The sequence below is a fragment of the Streptomyces sp. NBC_00461 genome, from assembly GCF_036013935.1.
In the GTDB taxonomy this organism is placed as follows: domain Bacteria; phylum Actinomycetota; class Actinomycetes; order Streptomycetales; family Streptomycetaceae; genus Streptomyces.
The window spans coordinates 1,596,033-1,616,378 of sequence record NZ_CP107902.1; the positions used below are offsets into that span (position 1 = coordinate 1,596,033).

Consider the following 20,346-nt stretch of genomic DNA (forward strand, 5'->3'; position numbering starts at 1 on the left):
CGCCTCACGCCGTGGGCAGCCAGCCCACCTTGCCGGCCAGCAGCGCGTATCCCACGAACGCCCCGATGTCGAGCAGGGAATGCGCCACCACCAGGGGACCCACCCGGCCCCACCTGCGGTACAGGTAGACGAACACCACGCCCATCGCCATGTTGCCGACGAAGCCGCCGATGCCCTGGTAGAGGTGATACGAGCCGCGGAGTACGGAACTGGCCACCAGGGCGGTGCCGGGTGTCCAGCCCAACTGCCCCAGCCGGCGCAGCAGATAGCCGACGACGATGACCTCTTCGAGGATCGCGTTCTGCATCGCCGACAGGATCAGCACCGGGTACTTCCACCACACGTCGGGCAGCGCCTCCGGCACCACCGTGAGGTTGAAGCCCAGCCCGCGTGCGGCCAGGTAGAAGGCGATTCCGGTGCTGCCGATCACCGCCGCGATCGCCGCGCCGCGACCGAGATCCGGCCACGGCCGGGTGCGGTCGAAGCCGATGGTGCGCAGGCTTTCGCCCTCGCGCAGCAGGAAGTGCGCGACGAGCGCGACCGGCACCAGAGCCGTGGCGATCCCGAAGAGCTGCCAGGCGAGATCGAGCCAGGGGCGGCCCGGCGCGGCCGAGGCGTTGAGAGTGGCCGCCTGGTCCTTGAGACCGCCTGGTTTCGTGACCGATCCGACAAAGCTGATCAGGGCGGACAACCCACTCGCACCGAGTGAAAGCCCCAGAACGAGCAGTGTCTCGTCACGGAGAATCCGCCGCGAAGGACGTTCCGGCGGAAAGGAATCCGCCGCCGGGCCCGCCTCTGCCTGCACACCTGCCTCCAGTTGAGTAATCCAGCCTCATCCCCACCGCCGCCCCGCTACTGTCTCGAAAGAAGTTACGAAAATCGTGCGCTTGGCCGTCAGGGGGACGGACGCCGTACGGGGCGTACCTCCCCTTTCTGCATGCCATACGGCCGCGTCGCGGCACGAGGTTCAACAGGGAGGGGCACCACCGTCATGGGACGTCACAGCTTGCCCGATCAGTATGGGGCGGGCCGCAGCGACCCCCGTCCACGCGCGCGCCGCCGCACCGTGGCCATCGCGACGGTGCTCGTCCTCACCGTCGCCGGCGGCACGGCGGGCGCGGTCAGGGGCGGGCTGCTCTCGTTCGGTTCCTCGTGCCGGGACGATCCGGTACGTCTCGACCTCGCCGCCGCGCCGGACATCGCCCCCGCGCTCACGGCCGCGGCGAAGCGGGCCCAGGACGACAACATCACCTCGGACGGCCACTGCGTCGCGCTCAAGGTGACCGCACGCGCCGCCTACAAGGTCGCGGACACGCTGGCCGCGGGCAGGAAGACCGACGCCCAGTTGTGGGTGCCGGACTCGGACATGTGGATCGACCGGATCACGGCGGGCAACAGCGCGGTCGAGGTGACTCCGGCGGGTGACATCGCCTCGACGCCCATCGGCGTGGCGATGGTGCCGACGGCCGCGAAGTCCCTGGGGTGGCCGCAGAAGACGTACAGCTGGATCGAGCTGGCCGGTGCGACCCTGCGGGACGACGCGCTCAAACTCGGCGCGGCCGACCCCGCGCGCAGCGCCACCGGGCTGCTCGCCCTGACCAAGCTCAGCGCGGCCGCCGCCGGGCTCAAGGGCGGCGGCACCCAGGCCGTGGCCATGATGAAGACGCTGTCGCAGCGCATCTCGGACAGTGACAGCCAGGTCGTGGACACGCTGCCCCGCGACTCCTCGGGCACCGAGTTGGGCAACCCGAAGCGGAACCAGGCGCTGGTGCTGTCCGAGCAGGCGGCCTACACGTACAACTCCTCGGCCGACAGTGGCGGCAGCGTGGACATGTTCTATCCGAAGGACGGCTCGCCGGAGCTGGACTACCCGTACGCGCTGGTCGGCCGGCTGACCACGGACCAGAGCCGGGCCGCGCTGCGGTTCATGAACTACCTGGGGCAGCCGGAGCAGGCGCGGCTGCTGCAGAAGTACGGTTTCCGCACCTCCGACGAGGGGGCGCCGGCGGCCGTGGTCGCGAAGGCCGGCGGCGCCGGCCCGCAGCCGTACGCCGAGCCCGCCCTCCAGCCGGCTCCGGACGCGGCGGTCCAGGAGACCCTGGGCACGTGGACGATCACGGTGCAGAGCGCCCGGCTCACCACGGTCGTGGACGCCTCCTCATCGATGTCCCAGGAGGTGCCGGGGACCGGCCAGTCGCGCATGGACGTCACCAAGGGGTCCCTGCTGCGGGCCCTCGCCACGTTCACGCCCGAGGACGAGATCGGTCTGTGGGAGTTCTCCACGAAGCTGGACGGCGACAAGGACTACCGCGTCCTCGTGCCGACCGAGCGGCTCGGGGACCGGAAGGGCAGCGGCACCCAGCGCGACCGGCTCTCGGCGGCGTTCAGCGCCCTGAAGCCGGTCCCGGACGGGGCCACCGGCCTCTACGACAGCACGCTCGCCGCGTACCGGGCGGCGACCTCGTCCTACGCCGAGGGGAAGTTCAACGCGCTGGTCGTCCTGACCGACGGAGTCAACCAGGACCCGGGCAGCATCTCCCGCGACAGGCTCGTCGCCGAGCTGCAGAAACTCACCGACCCGGAGCGTCCGGTGCCGCTCATCATGATCGCCGTGGGCCCGGACGCCGACCGGGACGAGGCCGAGGAGCTGGCCAGGGCGACCGGCGGTTCGGGCCAGTCGGTCAGCGACCCCTCACAGATCCAGTCGGTGATCCTGAAGGCGATCGTGGCGGCCGCGGCGCAGGGAGACGACTAGTCCGGCTGGTTCTACTGGTTCTGCTGGTTCTGCCGTGCGCCGCTCAGCCCAGCGGTACGGGTTCCGGCAGGCCCACCGGCCAGGTGTGCACCGGCTCCCCGATGCGCATCAGCTCGGCGTACCGCCGAGTCATGGCCGCCAGTGCGGCATCCCGCGAGTGGCCCGCCTCCAGGGCCCGGTGGAAGGTCGCCGCCTGCCAGGACGCGCCGTTGACCCGGCGCCGGCAGCGCTCGTCGATGACACCGAGGTACAGATCCCGGTCGGCGGGTTCGACCCCCCACGCGTCCAGGCCCGCCTCGGCGAGCGGCAGGAGTTCGTCGCGTACGAGGCTCACCGCGTCGACCTGTGTGATGCCGCCGTACCGTCCGCGCCGCGGCCACTGAAGGCGGGCGTCGATGCCGTGTTTGCACGCGGCGTCGAAGTTGGCGGCGGCCGCCTCGAAGGGGAGCCGGGTCCACACGGGCCGCGGCTCCTCGGCGAGGGCGCGGACGAGGCCGTAGTAGAACGCCGCGTTGGCGACGACGTCGGTGACGGTGGGCCCGGCGGGCAGGACGCGGTTCTCGACCCGCAGGTGCGGGACGCCGTCGGCGATGCCGTAGACGGGGCGGTTCCAGCGGTACACCGTGCCGTTGTGCAGGACGAGTTCGGCGAGCGTCGGGATGCCGCCCGCGTCGAGGACCTCAAGGGGGTCCTCCTCGTCGCAGATCGGCAGCAGCGCCGGGTAGTAGCGCAGGTTCTCCTCGAAGAGGTCGTACGCCGAGGAGATCCATCGCTCCCCGAACCAGGTACGCGGACGCACACCTTGGGCCTGCAGCTCCGGCGGGCGGGTGTCCGTGGACTGCTGGAAGAGCGGCGGCCTGGACTCGCGCCACAGCTCACGGCCGAACAGGAAGGGCGAGTTGGCGCCGACGGCGATCTGGGCGGCGGCGACGGCCTGGGCGGCGTTCCACACGTCGGCGAAGCGGCCCGGGGTGACCTGGAGGTGCAGTTGCACGGAGGTGCAGGCGGCTTCGGGCGCGATGGACTTCGAGGTGCAGGTGAGGTGCTCCACGCCGTCGATGTCGAGGGCGAAGTCCTCGCCGCGGGCGGCCACGATCTGTTCGTTGAGCAGTGCGTAGCGGTCGACGTCGGAGAGGTTGGAGGAGACCAGGTCGTCCCGGTCGAGAGTCGGCAGAATGCCGATCATCACGATTCCCGCATCCACCTCGCCCGCTTTTCTGTGGGCATATGCCAGCGACGTCCGGAGTTCCTCCGCGAGACGGTCGAATACGCGCCCGCCCAAAGGATGTGGGGCTATGTTGACTTCCAGATTGAACATGGCGAGTTCTGTTTGGAAATCACGGCTCGCGATCCGCTCAAGGACCTGCGCATTGAGCATTTTCGGCATGCCGTCGCGGCCGGCCAGATTCAGTTCGATCTCCAACCCCATGAGGTTCTTGGGGCGATCGAACCGCTTCTGGTCCAGCAGCCGCTCCAGTCCCGACAGGCACCGCCGGAGCTTGTCGCGATAGTGCTGCCGATCGGACAGGTCGAACCGCCCTGCCACGACCTTCTCCCCCATCGAAGTGTCCCTCCTAGGATCACCGGCCCCACCGGGCCTGCCCGGCGGATCGTCCGCCGGTCTCGGGTCACGTGGGATGATGCCCAGCCGCGGCGATCAATAACGTCCCCACGCGGGCCCGCCGCCCGCTACTCTGACGAAAGTGACCGGCGGCACATTCGCCAGGCATGGACACATCGCAGTTTCCGGCCGTCGACGCACTAGTGAAAAACGCCGACGAGAATTGGCCGACCGCTCCCGGGGCATTCCCCGAGGTCACCGACGTGAGCTCGGACCAGAATCGGGACGATTCCCACGTATCGCTGACTGTATACACCCTTGCCGAGTGCACCGGAAACGGATAGCCGAAACACCGTCTGAACACACGTCGTATAAACTCCGCGAACAAGACAGAGGGTTGGCGCCCGCGGTCATGGAACCTGCCGTCGAGGTGACGTGCGGTAGGCCTCACCCACACTCCTCGTTCCCCGGCCCGGCCCCCGCCCCTCTGGCTCCGTGAGCAGACAGCGCCGTCCGCCCCCGCCCTCGCGCCACCGTGCCTGTCGAATGAGAGGCGACCCACCATGCCGCTGCATGTCCCCCCGGCTCCCGCGCCCGCCCTTCGCACCGTCCTCACCGCTCTCGGTTCACCGACTGCGGTACGCGAGGCCCGAACTCCCTCGCTGCTGCACTCCCAGGGTCCCTGCACACCCGAACTCCCGCTGCCCGTACACGTACTGGACCGGCTCGCCCCCGCGGGCGCACCCGCCACCCGGCTGGCCGGGTGGCGCTTCCTGATCCACTGCGGCGAGCGCGCGGTGGCCGCGGCCGACACCATGCTGACCCCCGACGGCTGGGCCTTCTCGCACTTCTTCGAGGGGCCCTACATCGCCTCCACCGAGCGCGCCCTGCGTCAGGCCGAGGCGATGACCCAGCCCTACCAGCCCCGTCTGCTCTCGGTACCCAGCCTGTACATGCTGACACTGTGGCTGCACGGCGACTGCACGGCGGACGGAGCCGCCGGCCACCCCGCCGCCACGGACCTGCTCGTCCCGCTGGCGCCCGCGCCTCCCGGCATCGCGGCTCACCGCCCGCACCGCGTCGCCGAACTGCTCCCCGTCCTCACCCACCGGGCGACTCCCGCCCCGTTGCTGATCTCGCCCGCCTGAACCACCTTCGCAAGGCCCTTCGTACCCCGCCCCGGAATTCCGGACAGCGGGGTACGACACTTTTCCCTCCGCATTCCTCTCCCGCTCCCCTCCCCTTTCCCTTCCGCTTCCCTTCCGCTTCCCTTCCGCAATGCGCTCGTACGAGCCATTGACTGCTCGTACGAGCCGGGAATCATCCCTGACCTGTAAGGACTAGCCCTATCCGGCCACGGGGAACCACCCGAATTGACAGTGCAGTTGGACTGAACCGTCCGCGCGGGTGATGCGTCCTCAACCTGTGAGAAGCGGTGCCGCGAAATCCCTGCGGATCGGCGCCCGTGGGGCAACACTGGGACTGGACCGACTTATCACTACGGGGGGCGGCCATGAACGGACCTTCAAGCCGCGGGACAGACACGACAGCCATACCACTCATCACGACAGAGCGAAAGATCCCATCAATGTGCCAGCACCAGCCACCGTGTCCGACAGCCCACTCCGCCGACCGGGAATCCGCCCGACTAGTGGCGCATCACCCGGAGCAGGGATGGAGCCTGCTGTGCAACGGCGTTCTGCTCTTCGAGGACACCGGTGAGCTCCTGCCCGACGGGCAGATCATCGCCCCGCACCGCCAGGTGATGACGGCCGCCTGAGCGGCACCGGGCGGGGTGAGCCACCGCCCGGAGACTTGAGGGGCCGGTCGCGAGGACACGCTGCGAACCGGCCCCGACGCATGTCCGGAGGCGATCACTCCGTGTAGTGCCGTGTGCCTGCTGCGGTCATCGTCCTGGACGTTTCGAGGCCCGTGTCGACCGGAGGTGGGGGAACTGGCAGCGGACGAAGCGGTCGCCGAGGGTGCGTCCGAGGCCCGGGGCAAGGTCACCATCAGGGAGATCGCCCGGCAGGCCGGGGTCTCGGTGCCGACGGTGTCCCGGGTCGTCAACGGCCGGTCCGACGTCTCGCCGCAGACCCGCGCGCGGGTCGAGGACCTGCTGATCCGGTACGGCCACCGCAAGCGCGCCGCCGCCACCGGCTCCCGTGCGGCTCTGCTCGACCTGGTCTTCAACGACCTCGACAGCCCCTGGGCGCTGGAGATCATCCGGGGTGTCGAGGACGTCACGCACGCGACCGGGATCGGCGTCGTGGTGTCGGCGGTCCACGGCCGCTCGGGGGCCGCCCGCGCGTGGATGCGCAATCTCCGGGCCCGCGCCTCCGACGGCGTCATCCTCGTCACCTCGGCGCTGGAGCCCGTACTGCACGAGGAGTTGCGCGCCCTGGGCGTACCGCTGGTGGTCGTCGACCCGGCGGGCTCCCCCGCCCTCGACGTCCCCACGATCGGCGCCGCCAACTGGTCCGGCGGCATGGCGGCCACCGGGCATCTGCTGTCGCTGGGGCACCGCAGCATCGGCCTGATCACGGGCCCGCCCGGGCTGCTGTGCTCACGGGCGCGGTTCGACGGCTACCGTTCCGCACTGGAGAGGGCGGGCCTCACGGTCGACGAGTCCCTCGTCGTCCCGGGCGACTTCCACCCCGAGTCCGGCCTCACCGGCTGCGACACGCTCCTGGACCTGCCCGGGCCGCCGACCGCCGTGTTCGCGGCCGGTGACCGGATGGCACTCGGTGCGATCGAGACACTGCGCCGCCGGGGCCTCAGAGTGCCGCAGGACATGAGCCTGGTCGGTTTCGACGACCTTCCGGAAGTCCGCTGGTCGTCCCCGCCGCTGACCACGGTCCGCCAACCGCTCGCCGACATGGGCAGGTTGGCCGTCCGTACGGTGCTGCGCCTGGCGCGCGGCGAACAGCCGGACTCCCCGCGCGTGGAACTGAGCACCGAGCTGGTGGTGCGGTCCAGCACCGCACCACCGGCACACCGTTGAACTACCGGAGAGCCTCCCTGATCGCGAAGTACGCCGCCTTCGGCCTCAGTTGCTCGTCCCAGGGGAGCGCGGCCCCCTCCCCGGGGAAGACCGCCGGGATCCACGAGTACTTGTCGGTGTAGTCCCACACCGTGATGCCCACGCACCGCCGTACCGCGAGGCACGCCTTGGTCAGGTCCCGGTACCACGCGGCCTGCGTGGCCAGCTTGGCGTCGTCCGCGGGCAGGAGCATCCGCACGTCGACCTCGGTCAGCGCGGTGTCGAGGCCGAGCCGGGAGAAACGGCGGAGGTTGTCCTCCAGAGTGGTCGGATAGCCGTACTGGAGAGCCAGATGGGCCTGGAAGCCGATGCCGTCGAGCGGGACTTTCCGCGCCTTCAGGTCCTGGGCCAGCTGGTAGTAGGCGTCGCTCTTCGGGCCTACCGCCTCGATGTTGTAGTCGTTGAGGTACAGCCTGGCGTGCGGGTCCGCCTGGTGGGCCCAGCGCAGGGCGTCGGCGATGTAGCCGGGGCCGAGCGTCTTGTACCAGATGGTCTCGCGATAGGTGCCGTCCTCGTTGAACGCCTCGTTGACGACGTCCCAGGAGTAGACCTTGCCGCGGTAGTGCCGTACCTCGGTCTGGATGTGCTTCCTCAGTACGGCTTTCAGCTCGTCCGCCGTCCACTCCCGGCCGGTCAGCCAGCTGGGCAGCTGGCTGTGCCAGACCAGGGTGTGGGCGCGGACCTTCTGGTGGTTCTTCCGGGCGAGGTTGACGATCTCGTCGCCGTTCGTCCAGTCGAAGACGCCCTGTTGGGGCTCGGTGGCGTACCACTTCATGCCGTTGCCGGGCGTGATCATGTCGAACTCGCTGCCGAGCAGGCCCGTGTAGGCGGTGTCGGTGAGTTCGGGGTTGTCGGTGGCGCTGCCGAAGTAGCGGCCGTGGCGCTGGGCCAGCTCCGCGAGTGTCGGCTTCTTCGGGCTCGCCTGGGCCGTGGGACCGGTGGCGAGGCCGGCGACGACCAGGGCGGCCGCGAGTGCTCCGGCGAGTCCGAGACGGGTGGTCTTGCGCATGGTGCGACTCCTCACGTTCTGTGGTGTGGGGCCGTACATCCGCGGGCGCGCGGTCATCCCTTCGTCGCGCCGGCGGTGAGGCCGCCGACGAGCTGGCGCTCGGCGACCGAGTAGAAGGCGAGGGCGGGGACCATCGCGAGGACGAGATAGGCGAAGACCCGGGCGTACTCCGTCGAGTACTGGCCCTGGAACTGGGCGACGCCGAGCGGCAGGGTCCACCACTTGGAGTCGGTGAACACCAGCAGCGGCAGCATGAAGTTGTTCCAGCTGGCGACGACGGCCAGCACCGAGACCGTACCGAGCGCGGGCCGCGCCATGGGCAGCAGCACCCGCCAGAAGAACCCGAAGGAGCTGCAGCCGTCGAGGGTGGCAGCCTCCTCCAGCTCGCCCGGGATCTGCCGGAAGAAGGCCCGCAGGATGATGATCGTCATCGGCAGTCCGTAGGCGGCCTGCGGGAGGATCACGCCCAGCGGGTTGTCGAGCAGGTCCATCTGGCGCAGCAGCAGGAACAGCGGCAGTGCGGCCACCGCGAAGGGGAACATCAGCCCCATCGTGAAGAAGGTGAACAGCAACTCCCGTCCGCGGAAGGCGAACCGGGCGAAGGAGAAGGCGGCGAGCGCGGACACGGCGACCACGAGCACGGCCGTCGCCACGGCGATCAGCGTGCTGTTGCCGAGCAGCCGCCAGAAGTCGCCCTTGCCGATGATGTCGGTGTAGTTGCCGCTCAGCCAGTGCTCGGGCACGCCGAACGGGTTGCGGGAGAGCTCGTCGGTGGACTTGAAGCCGGACACGACGGCGTACACCACGGGTACGAGCATCACCACGCCCACGGCCACGAGGATCACGTGCAACGGCAGAGTGCGTACGGCCTTGCGGCTCACGTGCCGGCCCCCCTCATCGTCGTGGTGGCCCCTTCGAGGTCGCGGCGGAGCACGAACCGCTGGTAGGCGAGGGCGAAGACGAGGCAGATACCGAACATGACCACGCTGATCGCGCTGGCGTAGCCGACCTGGTAGCGCTTGAAGCCGTACTGGAACATGGTCACGGCCATCGTCTCGGAGTGGTGGTCGGGGCCGCCCTGGGTGACCACCCACACCAGGTCGAAGAGCTGGATGGACCCGATGACCGACAGGAAGACGCTGACGCGCAGGGTGGGCGCGAGCAGCGGCAGGGTGACGTTGCGGAACCGCTGCCAGGCGTTCGCGCCGTCGATCAGCGCGGCTTCCGTCAACTCGGCCGGGATGGCCTGGAGTCCGGCCAGGTAGAGCATCATGTGGAAGCCGAAGTACTTCCACATCATGACCAGGAAGAGCGTCGCCATGACGTAGGAGGGATCGGCGAACCACTCCCCGCCCAGACCGCCCAGGCCGATGCTGCCGAGCACATGGTCGGCGAGCCCGTCGTCCGGGGCGAATACCATGCTGAACAGGACTCCGGTGATGGCCTCGGACAGGACGTACGGCGCGAAGAACAGCAGCCGGTACACGGCCCGGCCGCGCAGCCGCTGGTTGAGGGCCACCGCCATGGCGAGGGCGAACGGCAGCTGCAGCACGAGCGACAGGACGACCAGGACCAGGCAGCGCCACAGGTCGCCCAGGAAGACGTCGTCCTGGAGGAGCCGGGTGAAGTTGTCGCCGCCGATGTAGTCGGAGGGCATGCCGAAGCCGCCCCAGCGGAAGAAGGCGACGTACAGGGCGAAGAGCATCGGCAGCAGGACCAGCCCGATGAACAGGACCAGCGCCGGCACCTGGAAGCCGACCGCGGTCAGCCAGTTCACCAGGCGCCGCCGGGCCCGCCCCCGCGCGAAGTCCGCGGCCGGGGGCGGGAGTCCGATGTCCGGGCCGCTCCGTTTGTCCGGAAGGAACGTGGAGGTCATCGGCGGCTACTGCTCTTCCTTCGCGGTCTTGGTGATCGACTGAGTGACCTGCTCGGGCGACTTGGAGCCGGCGATCAGCGCGGCGACGCTGTCGTTGATCTCCTGGCCGAGGGCAGGCGCGTAGGCCTGGTCGAGGTAGAGCTGGAAGCCGGTGGCGGCCTTCAACTGTGCCTGTACGGCCTTGGTGTTGGGGTCGGTGAGCGCCTTCTCCGCCCCCGGCACGATGGGCAGCGTGTTGGTCTTCTTGACGAGTTCCACGTCGGTGGACTCGGAGGCGAAGAACTTCAGGAAGTCGACGGCGGCCTGCGGTGCGCCCTTGCGCAGGGCGTGCCCGCCGCCACCGCCGAACACCTCGGTGATCGCGCCCTTTCCGCCCTCGACCGCCGGGAAGGGGAAGAAGCCGAGGTTCGCGCCGAGTCCCTTGCCCGCGTCGGCCTCCACCACCGGCGCCCACTGGCCCATGAGTTCCATGGCCGCCTTGCCGTTGCCGACGGCCGCGGCCTGTCCGGTCGGGGTGGAGTAGGCGGCGCCGAGGAACCCCTTCTGGAACGGCTGGAGTTGGACCAGTTCCTTCAGGTGCTGTCCGGCCTGGACCAGTCCGGGGCCGGTGAAGTCCTTGTCGTCATTGGCCTTCTGCAGAGCGTCGATGCCGGCCGTGCGCATCGCGAGGTAGGCCCAGAAGTACATGCCGGGCCACTTCTCCTTGCCGGCGAGGGCGAGGGGGGTGATCCCCTTGGCCTTGAGCTTCTTCACGGCGTCGAGGAAGCCGCTCCAGGTGGTCGGGGGCGCGGCGATGCCGGCCTGCTTGAAGAGCGCCTTGTTGTACCAGAAGCCGATCATTCCGATGTCGAACGGGATCGCGTACGTCTTGTTGTCGAGGATGTACGCCTGCTTCGAGACCGGCAGCAGGGTGCCGGCCCACGGCTTGGTCCCGTCGGTGAGGTCCTCGACGAGCCCTGCGTCCACCTGCTGCTTGAGGACGCCGCCACCCCAGGTGTGGAAGATGTCGGGGAGCTTTCCGGAGGCGGTCAGCGCCGTCATCTTCGACTTGTAGGCGTCGTTCTCCAACTGGACGATCTTTATCCTCACCTTGGGGTTCTGGGCCTCGAACTTCTTGGCCAGACCCGCCCAGACGGTCTTCGTCGGCTCGGTGGTGGAGATGTTCCACCACTCGACGGTGGTCGTCCCGTCCGACGACCCTCCGTCCGAGTCGCCGCCGCACGCGCTCAGTGCCGTCATGCTCAGACCGGCCGCGGCGGAGGCCGCCAGGAAGCCGCGGCGGGACAGTGCCCGGTCGCCCATCTTGCGCTCCTTGGGTAGGGACGGCGTGTCAACGACCGCCCGCTGGGACCGAATGTTTCGGAGTTGATCCAGAAAGATGCGTTGTTGCCGCACCCTAGAGACAGCTCCTAAACGGTGGCAACCCCTTGTGCACGGTGAACCGCTCAAACTTGCGCAGTCGGACCCCACCATCCCCGCAAGCCGCACCGTCCGAGGGCTCGAAACATTCGGTCTCATCAGCGAACATTACGGAGACAGCCCGACGGACGCATCTATACCTCCGCTTGGTCCGAATGAGCCTCGTGCGGCATACACTGAGTTACGCATCCATGTGATCCAGATCACGAAGGAAGCGCACATGAGTACATCAACCACTACCCCGGGCCCCGTAGCCGATCCCGGCCCTCTGGGTCTCGGCGCGTTCGCCATGACGACGTTCGTCCTCAGCGTCTTCAACGCCGACCTCATCACCGACAAGAGGCTGGTCGCCGTCGTCCTCCCCCTCGCACTCTTCTACGGCGGGCTGGCACAACTCCTGGCCGGCATGTGGGAGTTCCGCAAGGGCAACACGTTCGGCGCCACCGCGTTCTCCTCCTTCGGAGCCTTCTGGCTGGCGTACGCCGCCTACGCGAAGTACGTCGCGGGCGGCCTGCCGACGTCCACCGCGCACCAGGCCAGCGGCCTGTTCCTGCTGGCATGGGCCATCTTCACGGTGTACATGACCATCGCCGCGACGCGCACCACGGGCGCGGTGCTGGCCGTGTTCGTCACCCTGTCGGTGACGTTCATCGTCCTGTGCATCGGCGACTTCGCCCAGTCCCCGGACACCACCAAGGCCGGCGGCTGGATCGGCCTGGTCACCGCGGCGTGCGCCTGGTACGCGTCGTTCGCCGGCGTCACCAACTCCACCTACCAGCGCGCGGTCGTGCCGGTCTTCCCGAACCTGGGTGAGCGCCTGCACCTCCACCGCTCCCACCACGGCGGCCCGTTCGCCGGAGCCCACACATGAGTGACTCCGGCAGCGAGACGCTCTCCAACCTGCTGCGGGAGGAGCGGCGCTTCCCGCCGCCTCCCGCGCTGGCCGCGGCGGCGAACGCCACCGGGGCGGACTACGAGCGGGCCGACGCCGACAGCCAGGGCTTCTGGGCTGCGGCGGCGGCCCGACTGGACTGGGCGCAGCCGTGGAAGCAGGTGCTCGACTGGAGCGGCGCCCCCTTCGCCCGCTGGTTCGTCGGCGGGCGGCTCAACGCGGCGTACAACTGCCTGGACCGGCATGTGGCAGCGGGACTGGGCGACCGGGTCGCCTTCCACTGGGAGGGTGAGCCGGGCGACACCCGCACCCTCACCTACGCCGAGCTGACCCAGGAGGTCTGCCGGGCGGCCAACGCGCTGGAGTCCCTGGGGGTGCATGCAGGCGACCGGGTGGCCATCTACATGCCGATGATCCCGGAGACGGTGGTGGCGATGCTGGCCTGTGCCCGCGTCGGCGCCCCGCACACCGTGGTCTTCGGCGGCTTCTCCGCGGAGGCGCTGCGCGGCCGGATCCTGGACTGCGACGCCCATGTGGTGATCACGGCGGACGGAGGCTATCGCCGAGGCACCCCCTCCCCGCTGAAACCGGCGGTGGACGAGGCCGTGCGCGAGTGTCCCGACGTCCGCAGCGTCCTGGTGGTGCGGCGAACCGGGCAGGAGGTCGAGTGGACCGACGGCCGGGACGTGTGGTGGCACGACCTGGTCGCGGAGCAGCCCGCCGAGCACGAGGCGGAGGCGTTCGACAGCGAGCATCCCTTGTACATCATGTACACCTCCGGTACGACGGCTCGCCCGAAGGGCATCCTGCACACCACCGGCGGCTATCTCACCCAGGTGGCGTGGACGCACTGGGCGGTGTTCGACGTCAAGCCGGAACGGGACGTGTTCTGGACGGCGGCGGACATCGGCTGGGTGACCGGCCACTCGTACATCGTCTACGGGCCGCTCGCCAACGGCGTCACCTCGGTGCTGTACGAGGGGACGCCGGACACCCCGCACAAGGGCCGCTGGTGGGAGATCGTCGAGAAGTACCGGGTGACGATCCTCTACTGCGCCCCGACCGCGATCCGCACCTTCATGAAGTGGGGCGGCGACATTCCGGCCGGCTTCGACCTCACCTCACTGCGGCTGCTGGGCTCGGTCGGCGAACCCATCAACCCCGAGGCCTGGATCTGGTACCGCGCGAACATCGGCGGGGACGACTGTCCCGTGGTCGACACCTGGTGGCAGACGGAGACCGGCGCCCAGATGATCAGCCCGCTGCCCGGGGTGAGCACCTGCAAGCCCGGCTCGGCGTTGCGCCCGCTGCCCGGTGTCCACGCGGATGTGGTCGACGACACGGGCAAGCCGGTGCCCAACGGCTCCGGCGGCTATCTGGTGCTCACGGATCCGTGGCCTGCGATGCTGCGCACCATCTGGGGCGACGAGCAGCGGTACATCGACACGTACTGGTCCCGTTTCGAGGGCATGTACTTCGCCGGCGACGGGGCGAAGAAGGACGACGACGGCGACATCTGGCTGCTGGGCCGGGTCGACGACGTCATGAACGTCTCCGGCCACCGCATCTCGACCACGGAGGTCGAGTCCGCCCTCGTCTCGCACCCGATGGTCGCGGAGGCCGCCGTGGTCGGCGCGACCGATCCGACGACCGGGCAGGGCGTCGTCGCCTTCGTGATCCTGCGCGGCGACGCCGGGCAGGAGGGCAGTGCGGAGGAGATCGCGACCGAACTGCGCGCGCACGTCGCCAAGGAGATCGGCCCGATCGCCCGGCCCCGGCAGATCCTGGTCGTCGTGGAACTCCCCAAGACCCGCTCGGGGAAGATCATGCGGCGGCTGCTGCGGGACATCGCCGAGAACCGCCAGCTCGGTGACGTCACCACGCTCACCGACTCGTCGGTCATGGACGAGATCCGCGAACGACTGCCCTCGGCCGGGAGCTCGGGAGACGAGGAGGCCTAGATCCGTACGGCGCGGCCGGCCTGCCGCCTCATCCTTCGAAGCGGTACCCCGTACCGGGCTCGGTGATGAGGTAGCGCGGGTGCGAGGGGTCCGCCTCCAACTTGCGGCGCAGCTGGGCCATGTAGACCCGCAGGTAGTTGGTCTTGTTGCTCTGGGAGACTCCCCAGACCTCCTGGAGCAGGTGCTTCTGCGTGATGAGCCGGCCGGGATTGGTGATCAGGATCTCCAGCAGGTGCCATTCCGTCGGCGTGAGCCGCACGTCGAACTGTCCGCGGACCAGCTTCTTGGCGAGCAGGTCGACGGTGAAGTCGTCGGTCTCCACCAGCGCCGTCTCGGGGGCGAGCGGCGTCTCCTCGACGCGGCGGACGGCGGCACGCAGCCGGGCCATCAACTCGTCCATGCTGAACGGCTTGGTGACGTAGTCGTCGGCTCCCGCGTCGAGCGCGGCGACCTTCTCGTCGGAACCCTGGCGCGCCGACAGGACCAGGATCGGCACCCGACTCCAGCCGCGCAGGGCACGGATGACGTCGACGCCGTCCATGTCGGGCAGCCCGAGGTCCAGCAGCACCACGTCGGGCCGGCGTGCGGCCGCGAGGCGGAGGGCCGTGGCGCCGTCGGGGGCGGCGTCCACTCCGTACCGGCGTACCTCCATGTTGATCACGAGGGCCCGTACGAGCTGCGGGTCGTCCTCCACCACCAGCACCCTGGTCATGGGCGTGTGCCCTTCCTCTCGTACCTGCCGGCCGTTGCCCCGACCGGCGTCACGCGAAGGGAGTCGGCGGGCCCGGACGGCACCGGCCGCCACGCCCGTCCGGCGGCCGCCGACTCCCGTCCGGATCGCCCGTCCGGATCGCGCGTTCCCATCAGCCCTTGGCCGCAAGGCCCTTGAGCGCGGTGTTGAGTTCGAGGACGTTCACCCGCGGCTCGCCCAGGAAGCCGAGCGTGCGCCCCTCGGTGTGGTCGTCCACCAGCCTCTGCACCTGCGCGACGGACAGGCCGTTGCGCTCGGCGACCCGGTGGACCTGGATGTCCGCGTACTGCGGGGAGATGTCCGGGTCGAGGCCGGAGCCGGAGGAGGTGACCGCGTCGGCGGGGACCTGGGAGGGCTTGACCTTGTAGGCGGCGGTGGAGTTGTCCTTGACGACCTTGGCCTTGGCCTCCTTCACCCACTTGACCAGTTCGGGGTTGTCGGCCGACCGGTTCGTGGCGCCGGAGAGGATCAGCTTGTACTGGGTATTGACCGAGTTCTCACCCAGCCCGTTCGCCGGACGGGACTGGAAGTAGTCCAGGCTGTAACCCTGTTGACCGATCAGCGAGGAACCGACGACCTTGCCGTCCGCCTTGATCTCGGAGCCGTTCGCCTTGTTGTTGAACAGCGCCTGGGCGATGCCGGTGACGGCCAGCGGGTAGATGACGCCGGTCACCAGGGTCAGTACGAGCAGGGCGCGCAGGCCCGCCCCGAGCAACCGGGCTGTGTTCGTAACGGAGTTGTTCATGACGGTCAGCCGATCCCGGGGATGAGGGAGATGAGCAGGTCGATGAGCTTGATGCCGACGAAGGGCGCGATCAGCCCGCCGATGCCGTAGATCGTGAGGTTGCGCCGCAGCAGCTTGTCGGCGCTGACCGGCCGGTACCGCACGCCCTTCAGGGACAGCGGCACCAGCGCGATGATGATCAGCGCGTTGAAGATGACGGCGGACAGGATCGCGGAGTCCGGTGAGGACAGGCCCATGATGTTGAGCTTGTCCAGGCCCGGGTAGACGGCCGCGAACAGCGCCGGGATGATCGCGAAGTACTTCGCGACGTCGTTGGCGATGGAGAACGTGGTCAACGCGCCCCGGGTGATGAGGAGTTGCTTGCCGATCTCGACGATCTCGATGAGTTTGGTCGGGTTGGAGTCGAGGTCGACCATGTTGCCGGCTTCCTTCGCGGCCGACGTACCGGTGTTCATCGCCACGCCGACGTCCGCCTGCGCGAGCGCGGGCGCGTCGTTGGTGCCGTCGCCGGTCATCGCGACGAGCTTGCCGCCCGCCTGCTCCCGCTTGATGAGCGCCATCTTGTCCTCGGGGGTGGCCTCCGCGAGGAAGTCGTCGACACCCGCCTCCTCGGCGATCGCCTTGGCCGTCAGCGGGTTGTCACCCGTGATCATGACGGTCTTGATGCCCATGCGGCGCAGCTCGTCGAACCGCTCCCGCATGCCCTGCTTGACGACGTCCTTGAGGTGGATGACGCCCAACACCCGTGCGCCGTCGGCGTCTTCGACCGCCACGAGCAGCGGGGTGCCGCCGGCCTCGGAGATCCGGTTGGACAGCGTGTCCGCGTCCTCGGCGACCGTGCCGCCCCGCTCCTTGACCCAGGCGATGACCGAACCGGCCGCGCCCTTGCGGATCCTGCGCCCGTCGACATCCACGCCCGACATGCGGGTCTGCGCGGTGAAGGCGATCCACTCGGCCCCGGCCAACTCGCCCTGATGCCGCTCGCGCAGGCCGTACTTCTCCTTCGCCAGCACGACGATGGAGCGGCCCTCGGGCGTCTCGTCGGCCAGCGACGACAGCTGCGCGGCATCGGCCACCCCGGCCTCCGTCGTACCGCTGACGGACACGAACTCCGACGCCTGCCGGTTGCCGAGGGTGATGGTGCCGGTCTTGTCGAGCAGCAGCGTGGAGACGTCACCGGCGGCCTCGACCGCCCGTCCGGACATGGCCAGGACGTTGCGCTGGACCAGGCGGTCCATGCCCGCGATGCCGATCGCGGACAGCAGGGCGCCGATCGTGGTCGGGATCAGGCAGACCAGCAGCGCGATCAGCACGACCAACGTCAGGTGCGTGCCCGCGTAGTCGGCGAACGGCGGCAGCGTGGCACACGCGAGGAGGAAGACGATCGTCAGCGAGGCCAGCAGGATGTTCAGCGCGATCTCGTTCGGTGTCTTCTGCCGGGCCGCGCCCTCGACCAGGTTGATCATCCGGTCGATGAAGGTCTCGCCCGGCTTCGTCGTGATCCTGATGACGATGCGGTCGGACAGCACCTTGGTGCCGCCGGTGACCGCCGACCGGTCGCCGCCGGACTCACGGATGACCGGCGCCGACTCACCGGTGATCGCCGACTCGTCGACCGAGGCCACGCCCTCGACGACGTCACCGTCACCGGGAATGATGTCGCCCGCCTCGCAGACCACCAGGTCGCCGATCTTCAACTCGGTGCCGGGCACCTGCTCTTCGGAGTCACCGATGAGCCGGCGTGCCACGGTGTCGGTCTTGGCCTTGCGCAGGGTGTCGGCCTGCGCCTTGCCACGCCCCTCGGCCACGGCCTCCGCCAGGTTGGCGAAGACCACGGTCAGCCACAGCCAGACGCTGATCGCCCAGCCGAACCAGTCGCCCGGGTCCTTGAAGGAGAACACGGTGGTCAGCACCGACCCGATCCACACCACGAACATCACCGGGGACTTGACCATCACCCGCGGGTCGAGCTTGCGGAAGGCGTCCGGCAGCGACTTGAGCAGTTGCTTGGGGTCGAACAGGCCGGCACCGACGCGGCCCTCGGGGGCCTGGTGCCCGGTCGGTAGGTCGCTGTGCGGCGCCCGGGTCGGGGTGGCTGTGGACATCGAGTCCTCTTGGTTGGTTACGTCGGTCGTCATGACGCCAGCCCCTCGGCCAGCGGACCCAGCGCGAGGGCCGGGAAGTACGTCAGACCGGTGATGATCAGGATCGCGCCCACCAACAGGCCGGTGAACAGCGGCTTCTCGGTCCGCAGGGTGCCCGCGGTCTCCGGCACCTGCCGCTGCTCGGCGAGCGAGCCGGCCAGCGCCAGCACGAACACCATCGGCAGGAAGCGGCCGAAGAGCATGGCCAGACCCAGGGTGCTGTTGAACCACTGGGTGTCCGCGTTCAGTCCGGCGAAGGCCGAGCCGTTGTTGTTGGCGGCGGACGTGTAGGCGTAGAGAATCTCGGAGAATCCGTGCGCCCCGCTGTTGGTCATCGAGTGGGCCGGGGTCGGCAGGGCCATGGCGAACGCGGTGAAGATCAGCACCAGTGCCGGGGTGATGAGGATGTAGCAGGCCGCCAGCTTGATCTCACGGGTGCCGATCTTCTTGCCCAGGTACTCGGGCGTACGGCCGACCATCAGACCCGCGATGAACACCGCGATGATCGCCATGATCAGCATGCCGTAGAGGCCGGAACCGGTACCACCGGGCGCGATCTCACCCAGCATCATGCCGAGCATGGTGATGCCGCCGCCGAGGCCCGTGAACGAGGAGTGGAAGGAGTTCACCGCGCCGGTCGAGGTCAGCGTGGTCGCCGTCGCGAAGATCGACGAGGCGCCGACGCCGAACCGGGTCTCCTTGCCCTCCATCGCGCCGCCGGCGATCTGGAGCGCCGGGCCGTGGTGGGCGAACTCGGTCCACATCATCAGGGCCGTGAAGCCCAGCCAGATCGTGACCATCGTCGCGAGGATCGCGTAGCCCTGCTTCACCGAGCCGACCATCAGGCCGAACGTGCGGGTCAGCGCGAACGGGATCACCAGGATCAGGAAGATCTCGAACAGGTTGGAGAACGGAGTGGGGTTCTCGAAGGGGTGGGCGCTGTTGGCGTTGAAGTAGCCGCCGCCGTTCGTACCGAACTCCTTGATGGCCTCCTGCGAGGCGACCGCCCCGCCGTTCCACTGCTGCAAGCCACCCATGAACTGGCCGACCTCGTGGATCCCGGAGAAGTTCTGGATGGCACCGCAGGCGACCAGCACGATGGCCGCGATCACCGCGCCCGGCACCAGGATGCGGACGACGCCACGCACCAGGTCGGACCAGAAGTTACCCAGCTCACCGGTACGCGAGCGCGCGAAGCCCCGTACGAGAGCCACCGCCACGGCGATGCCGACGGCCGCCGAGACGAAGTTCTGCACGGCCAGACCGGCGGTCTGCACGACGTGACCCATGGCCTGCTCGCCGTAGTACGACTGCCAGTTGGTGTTGGTCACGAACGACACGGCCGTGTTGAACGACTGCGCCGGGTCGATGGACCTGAAGCCGAGCGAACCGGGCAGCACACCCTGTGTCCGCTGCAGCAGGTAGAGGAAGAGGACGCCCGCCGCGGAGAAGGCGAGGACACCGCGCAGATACGCGGTCCAGCGCATCTGGGTGTCGGGGTTGGCACCGATGCCCTTGTAGATCCACTTCTCCGCCCGCCAGTGCCGGTCGGAGGAGTAGACCTTGGCCATGTAGTTGCCGAGGGGAAGGTAGGCGAGGGCCAACGCGCCTATGAGCGCGAGCAGTTGGAGAACGCCTGCGAGTACGGGACCCATGTCGTGGCTCAGAACCTCTCCGGGAAGATCAGGGCGAGGACGAGATAGCCCAGCAGGGCGACGGCCACGACCAGGCCGACGATGTTCTCGGCAGTCACAGCTTCGTCACCCCCTTGGCGACGAGGGCCACCAGAGCGAAGCAGGCGATCGCGGTGACGACGAAGGCCAGATCGGCCATCGTGAACTCCTGGAGTGAGGTTCGACCGGACAGGGACGCTTCGAGGGAACAACCTTCGCGGCCGGATTCGGCCGCCGTTGACGGGTCCCATACGGCGTACCGCACGCCTTTGACGGAACTCATACGGCAGGACGATCGCCGCAGGTCAAAAGCCGGTCGGAGGCACAACGGACGGAGTCACAACGGACGGAGCGCCGGCCGGCAGATGACGGCGTCCGTCTCCAGGGCCGACCCCGCGGTGACCCTGCGGCCACCCGGTGACCCTGTCGGCCGGCTGCGACACCGGCATCTTGACGGACGGCCGGTCGGTTACCGGGGGCCGGTCGCTCACTGGGGCCCGGGGTCATGACGCAGGGT

18 protein-coding genes are annotated in these 20,346 nt (G+C 69.0%); 6 read left to right on the forward strand and 12 right to left on the reverse strand.

The window, feature by feature from the left end:
- Positions 1 to 4: 4 nt before the first annotated feature.
- Positions 5 to 805, reverse strand: coding sequence for a CPBP family intramembrane glutamic endopeptidase (locus OG870_RS07825; RefSeq protein ID WP_266531333.1), 801 nt, complete (start codon positions 803 to 805; stop codon positions 5 to 7).
- Between the two features lie 186 nt (positions 806 to 991).
- Here OG870_RS07825 and OG870_RS07830 point away from each other — a divergent pair, with 186 nt between their 5' ends.
- A complete protein-coding gene (locus tag OG870_RS07830) occupies positions 992 to 2,755 on the forward strand; it encodes a substrate-binding and VWA domain-containing protein (protein WP_266841489.1) in 1,764 nt (587 codons plus the stop codon).
- A gap of 43 nt (positions 2,756 to 2,798) precedes the next feature.
- Here the strand turns inward: OG870_RS07830 and OG870_RS07835 are convergent, their stop codons facing one another.
- Positions 2,799 to 4,316: a glutamate-cysteine ligase family protein gene (locus OG870_RS07835; RefSeq protein ID WP_266531330.1), complete on the reverse strand. Its 1,518-nt coding sequence runs from the start codon at positions 4,314 to 4,316 to the stop codon at positions 2,799 to 2,801.
- Positions 4,317 to 4,879: 563 nt separating this feature from the next.
- On the opposite strand from OG870_RS07835, the gene OG870_RS07840 reads away from it, so the two are divergent.
- The 3 genes from OG870_RS07840 (at position 4,880) to OG870_RS07850 (ending at position 7,320) form a co-directional block, all read left to right on the forward strand.
- Complete coding sequence (locus tag OG870_RS07840) at positions 4,880 to 5,464, forward strand: hypothetical protein (RefSeq protein ID WP_266531328.1); 585 nt, start codon at positions 4,880 to 4,882, stop codon at positions 5,462 to 5,464.
- Between the two features lie 440 nt (positions 5,465 to 5,904).
- The gene (locus tag OG870_RS07845) at positions 5,905 to 6,096 is read left to right on the forward strand and encodes a DUF5999 family protein (RefSeq protein WP_323178073.1); all 192 of its coding nucleotides are present in this window, start codon (positions 5,905 to 5,907) and stop codon (positions 6,094 to 6,096) included.
- 174 nt (positions 6,097 to 6,270) lie between these two features.
- On the forward strand, positions 6,271 to 7,320 hold the full coding sequence (locus OG870_RS07850; protein ID WP_266588524.1) for a LacI family DNA-binding transcriptional regulator: 1,050 nt from the start codon (positions 6,271 to 6,273) through the stop codon (positions 7,318 to 7,320).
- Position 7,321: 1 nt separating this feature from the next.
- On the opposite strand, the gene OG870_RS07855 is transcribed toward OG870_RS07850, so the two are convergent.
- From OG870_RS07855 to OG870_RS07870, 4 genes are read right to left on the reverse strand one after another with little or no spacing between them, the layout of a single operon-like run.
- The gene (locus OG870_RS07855; protein ID WP_266923384.1) at positions 7,322 to 8,368 is read right to left on the reverse strand and encodes an endo-1,4-beta-xylanase; all 1,047 of its coding nucleotides are present in this window, start codon (positions 8,366 to 8,368) and stop codon (positions 7,322 to 7,324) included.
- Positions 8,369 to 8,421: 53 nt separating this feature from the next.
- Entirely contained in the window at positions 8,422 to 9,186 is a 765-nt protein-coding gene (locus tag OG870_RS07860) for a carbohydrate ABC transporter permease (RefSeq protein WP_266531400.1), read from the reverse strand.
- Between the two features lie 59 nt (positions 9,187 to 9,245).
- A complete protein-coding gene (locus tag OG870_RS07865) occupies positions 9,246 to 10,244 on the reverse strand; it encodes a carbohydrate ABC transporter permease (RefSeq protein ID WP_266531325.1) in 999 nt (332 codons plus the stop codon).
- 6 nt (positions 10,245 to 10,250) lie between these two features.
- The gene (locus tag OG870_RS07870) at positions 10,251 to 11,546 is read right to left on the reverse strand and encodes an extracellular solute-binding protein (protein WP_266586146.1); all 1,296 of its coding nucleotides are present in this window, start codon (positions 11,544 to 11,546) and stop codon (positions 10,251 to 10,253) included.
- 337 nt (positions 11,547 to 11,883) lie between these two features.
- Here OG870_RS07870 and OG870_RS07875 point away from each other — a divergent pair, with 337 nt between their 5' ends.
- Together OG870_RS07875 and acs are read left to right on the forward strand one after the other, a co-directional pair.
- Complete coding sequence (locus OG870_RS07875; protein WP_266586144.1) at positions 11,884 to 12,534, forward strand: acetate uptake transporter; 651 nt, start codon at positions 11,884 to 11,886, stop codon at positions 12,532 to 12,534.
- Entirely contained in the window at positions 12,531 to 14,516 is a 1,986-nt protein-coding gene (acs, locus tag OG870_RS07880) for an acetate--CoA ligase (protein ID WP_266923387.1), read from the forward strand. The genes OG870_RS07875 and acs overlap by 4 nt, the downstream gene beginning before the upstream one ends.
- Before the next feature lie 28 nt (positions 14,517 to 14,544).
- On the opposite strand, the gene OG870_RS07885 is transcribed toward acs, so the two are convergent.
- From OG870_RS07885 to OG870_RS07910, 6 genes are all read right to left on the reverse strand, one after another.
- Positions 14,545 to 15,228 carry a response regulator gene (locus tag OG870_RS07885; RefSeq protein WP_266531318.1) on the reverse strand — a complete coding sequence of 228 codons (684 nt, stop codon included), beginning with the start codon at positions 15,226 to 15,228 and terminating at the stop codon, positions 14,545 to 14,547.
- Positions 15,229 to 15,379: 151 nt separating this feature from the next.
- Positions 15,380 to 16,012 (reverse strand): potassium-transporting ATPase subunit C, encoded by a 633-nt coding sequence (locus tag OG870_RS07890; RefSeq protein ID WP_266531316.1) that lies wholly within the window; start codon positions 16,010 to 16,012, stop codon positions 15,380 to 15,382.
- 5 nt (positions 16,013 to 16,017) lie between these two features.
- The gene (gene kdpB, locus OG870_RS07895) at positions 16,018 to 18,150 is read right to left on the reverse strand and encodes a potassium-transporting ATPase subunit KdpB (protein ID WP_266841483.1); all 2,133 of its coding nucleotides are present in this window, start codon (positions 18,148 to 18,150) and stop codon (positions 16,018 to 16,020) included.
- A complete protein-coding gene (gene kdpA, locus OG870_RS07900; RefSeq protein ID WP_266923389.1) occupies positions 18,147 to 19,811 on the reverse strand; it encodes a potassium-transporting ATPase subunit KdpA in 1,665 nt (554 codons plus the stop codon). Before kdpA ends, kdpB begins: the two co-directional genes overlap by 4 nt.
- Positions 19,812 to 19,819: 8 nt before the next feature.
- Positions 19,820 to 19,909, reverse strand: a complete 90-nt coding sequence (gene kdpF / locus OG870_RS07905; RefSeq protein ID WP_016434100.1) for a K(+)-transporting ATPase subunit F — start codon at positions 19,907 to 19,909, stop codon at positions 19,820 to 19,822.
- Entirely contained in the window at positions 19,906 to 20,112 is a 207-nt protein-coding gene (locus OG870_RS07910) for a hypothetical protein (protein ID WP_266531312.1), read from the reverse strand. Before OG870_RS07910 ends, kdpF begins: the two co-directional genes overlap by 4 nt.
- Between the last annotated feature and the right edge of the window lie 234 nt (positions 20,113 to 20,346).

Coding starts and splice junctions, on each gene's coding strand:
- OG870_RS07875 (WP_266586144.1), top strand. CDS start 11,884: ATGAGTACATCAACCACTACCCCGGGCCCCGTAGCCGATCCCGGCCCT.
- kdpB (WP_266841483.1), bottom strand. CDS start 18,150: ATGACGACCGACGTAACCAACCAAGAGGACTCGATGTCCACAGCCACC.
- OG870_RS07870 (WP_266586146.1), bottom strand. CDS start 11,546: ATGGGCGACCGGGCACTGTCCCGCCGCGGCTTCCTGGCGGCCTCCGCC.
- OG870_RS07890 (WP_266531316.1), bottom strand. CDS start 16,012: ATGAACAACTCCGTTACGAACACAGCCCGGTTGCTCGGGGCGGGCCTG.
- OG870_RS07865 (WP_266531325.1), bottom strand. CDS start 10,244: ATGACCTCCACGTTCCTTCCGGACAAACGGAGCGGCCCGGACATCGGA.
- kdpA (WP_266923389.1), bottom strand. CDS start 19,811: ATGGGTCCCGTACTCGCAGGCGTTCTCCAACTGCTCGCGCTCATAGGC.
- OG870_RS07885 (WP_266531318.1), bottom strand. CDS start 15,228: ATGACCAGGGTGCTGGTGGTGGAGGACGACCCGCAGCTCGTACGGGCC.
- OG870_RS07840 (WP_266531328.1), top strand. CDS start 4,880: ATGCCGCTGCATGTCCCCCCGGCTCCCGCGCCCGCCCTTCGCACCGTC.
- OG870_RS07830 (WP_266841489.1), top strand. CDS start 992: ATGGGACGTCACAGCTTGCCCGATCAGTATGGGGCGGGCCGCAGCGAC.
- OG870_RS07860 (WP_266531400.1), bottom strand. CDS start 9,186: ATGCTCGTACCCGTGGTGTACGCCGTCGTGTCCGGCTTCAAGTCCACC.
- OG870_RS07910 (WP_266531312.1), bottom strand. CDS start 20,112: ATGAGTTCCGTCAAAGGCGTGCGGTACGCCGTATGGGACCCGTCAACG.
- OG870_RS07845 (WP_323178073.1), top strand. CDS start 5,905: ATGTGCCAGCACCAGCCACCGTGTCCGACAGCCCACTCCGCCGACCGG.
- OG870_RS07835 (WP_266531330.1), bottom strand. CDS start 4,316: ATGGGGGAGAAGGTCGTGGCAGGGCGGTTCGACCTGTCCGATCGGCAG.
- acs (WP_266923387.1), top strand. CDS start 12,531: ATGAGTGACTCCGGCAGCGAGACGCTCTCCAACCTGCTGCGGGAGGAG.
- OG870_RS07855 (WP_266923384.1), bottom strand. CDS start 8,368: ATGCGCAAGACCACCCGTCTCGGACTCGCCGGAGCACTCGCGGCCGCC.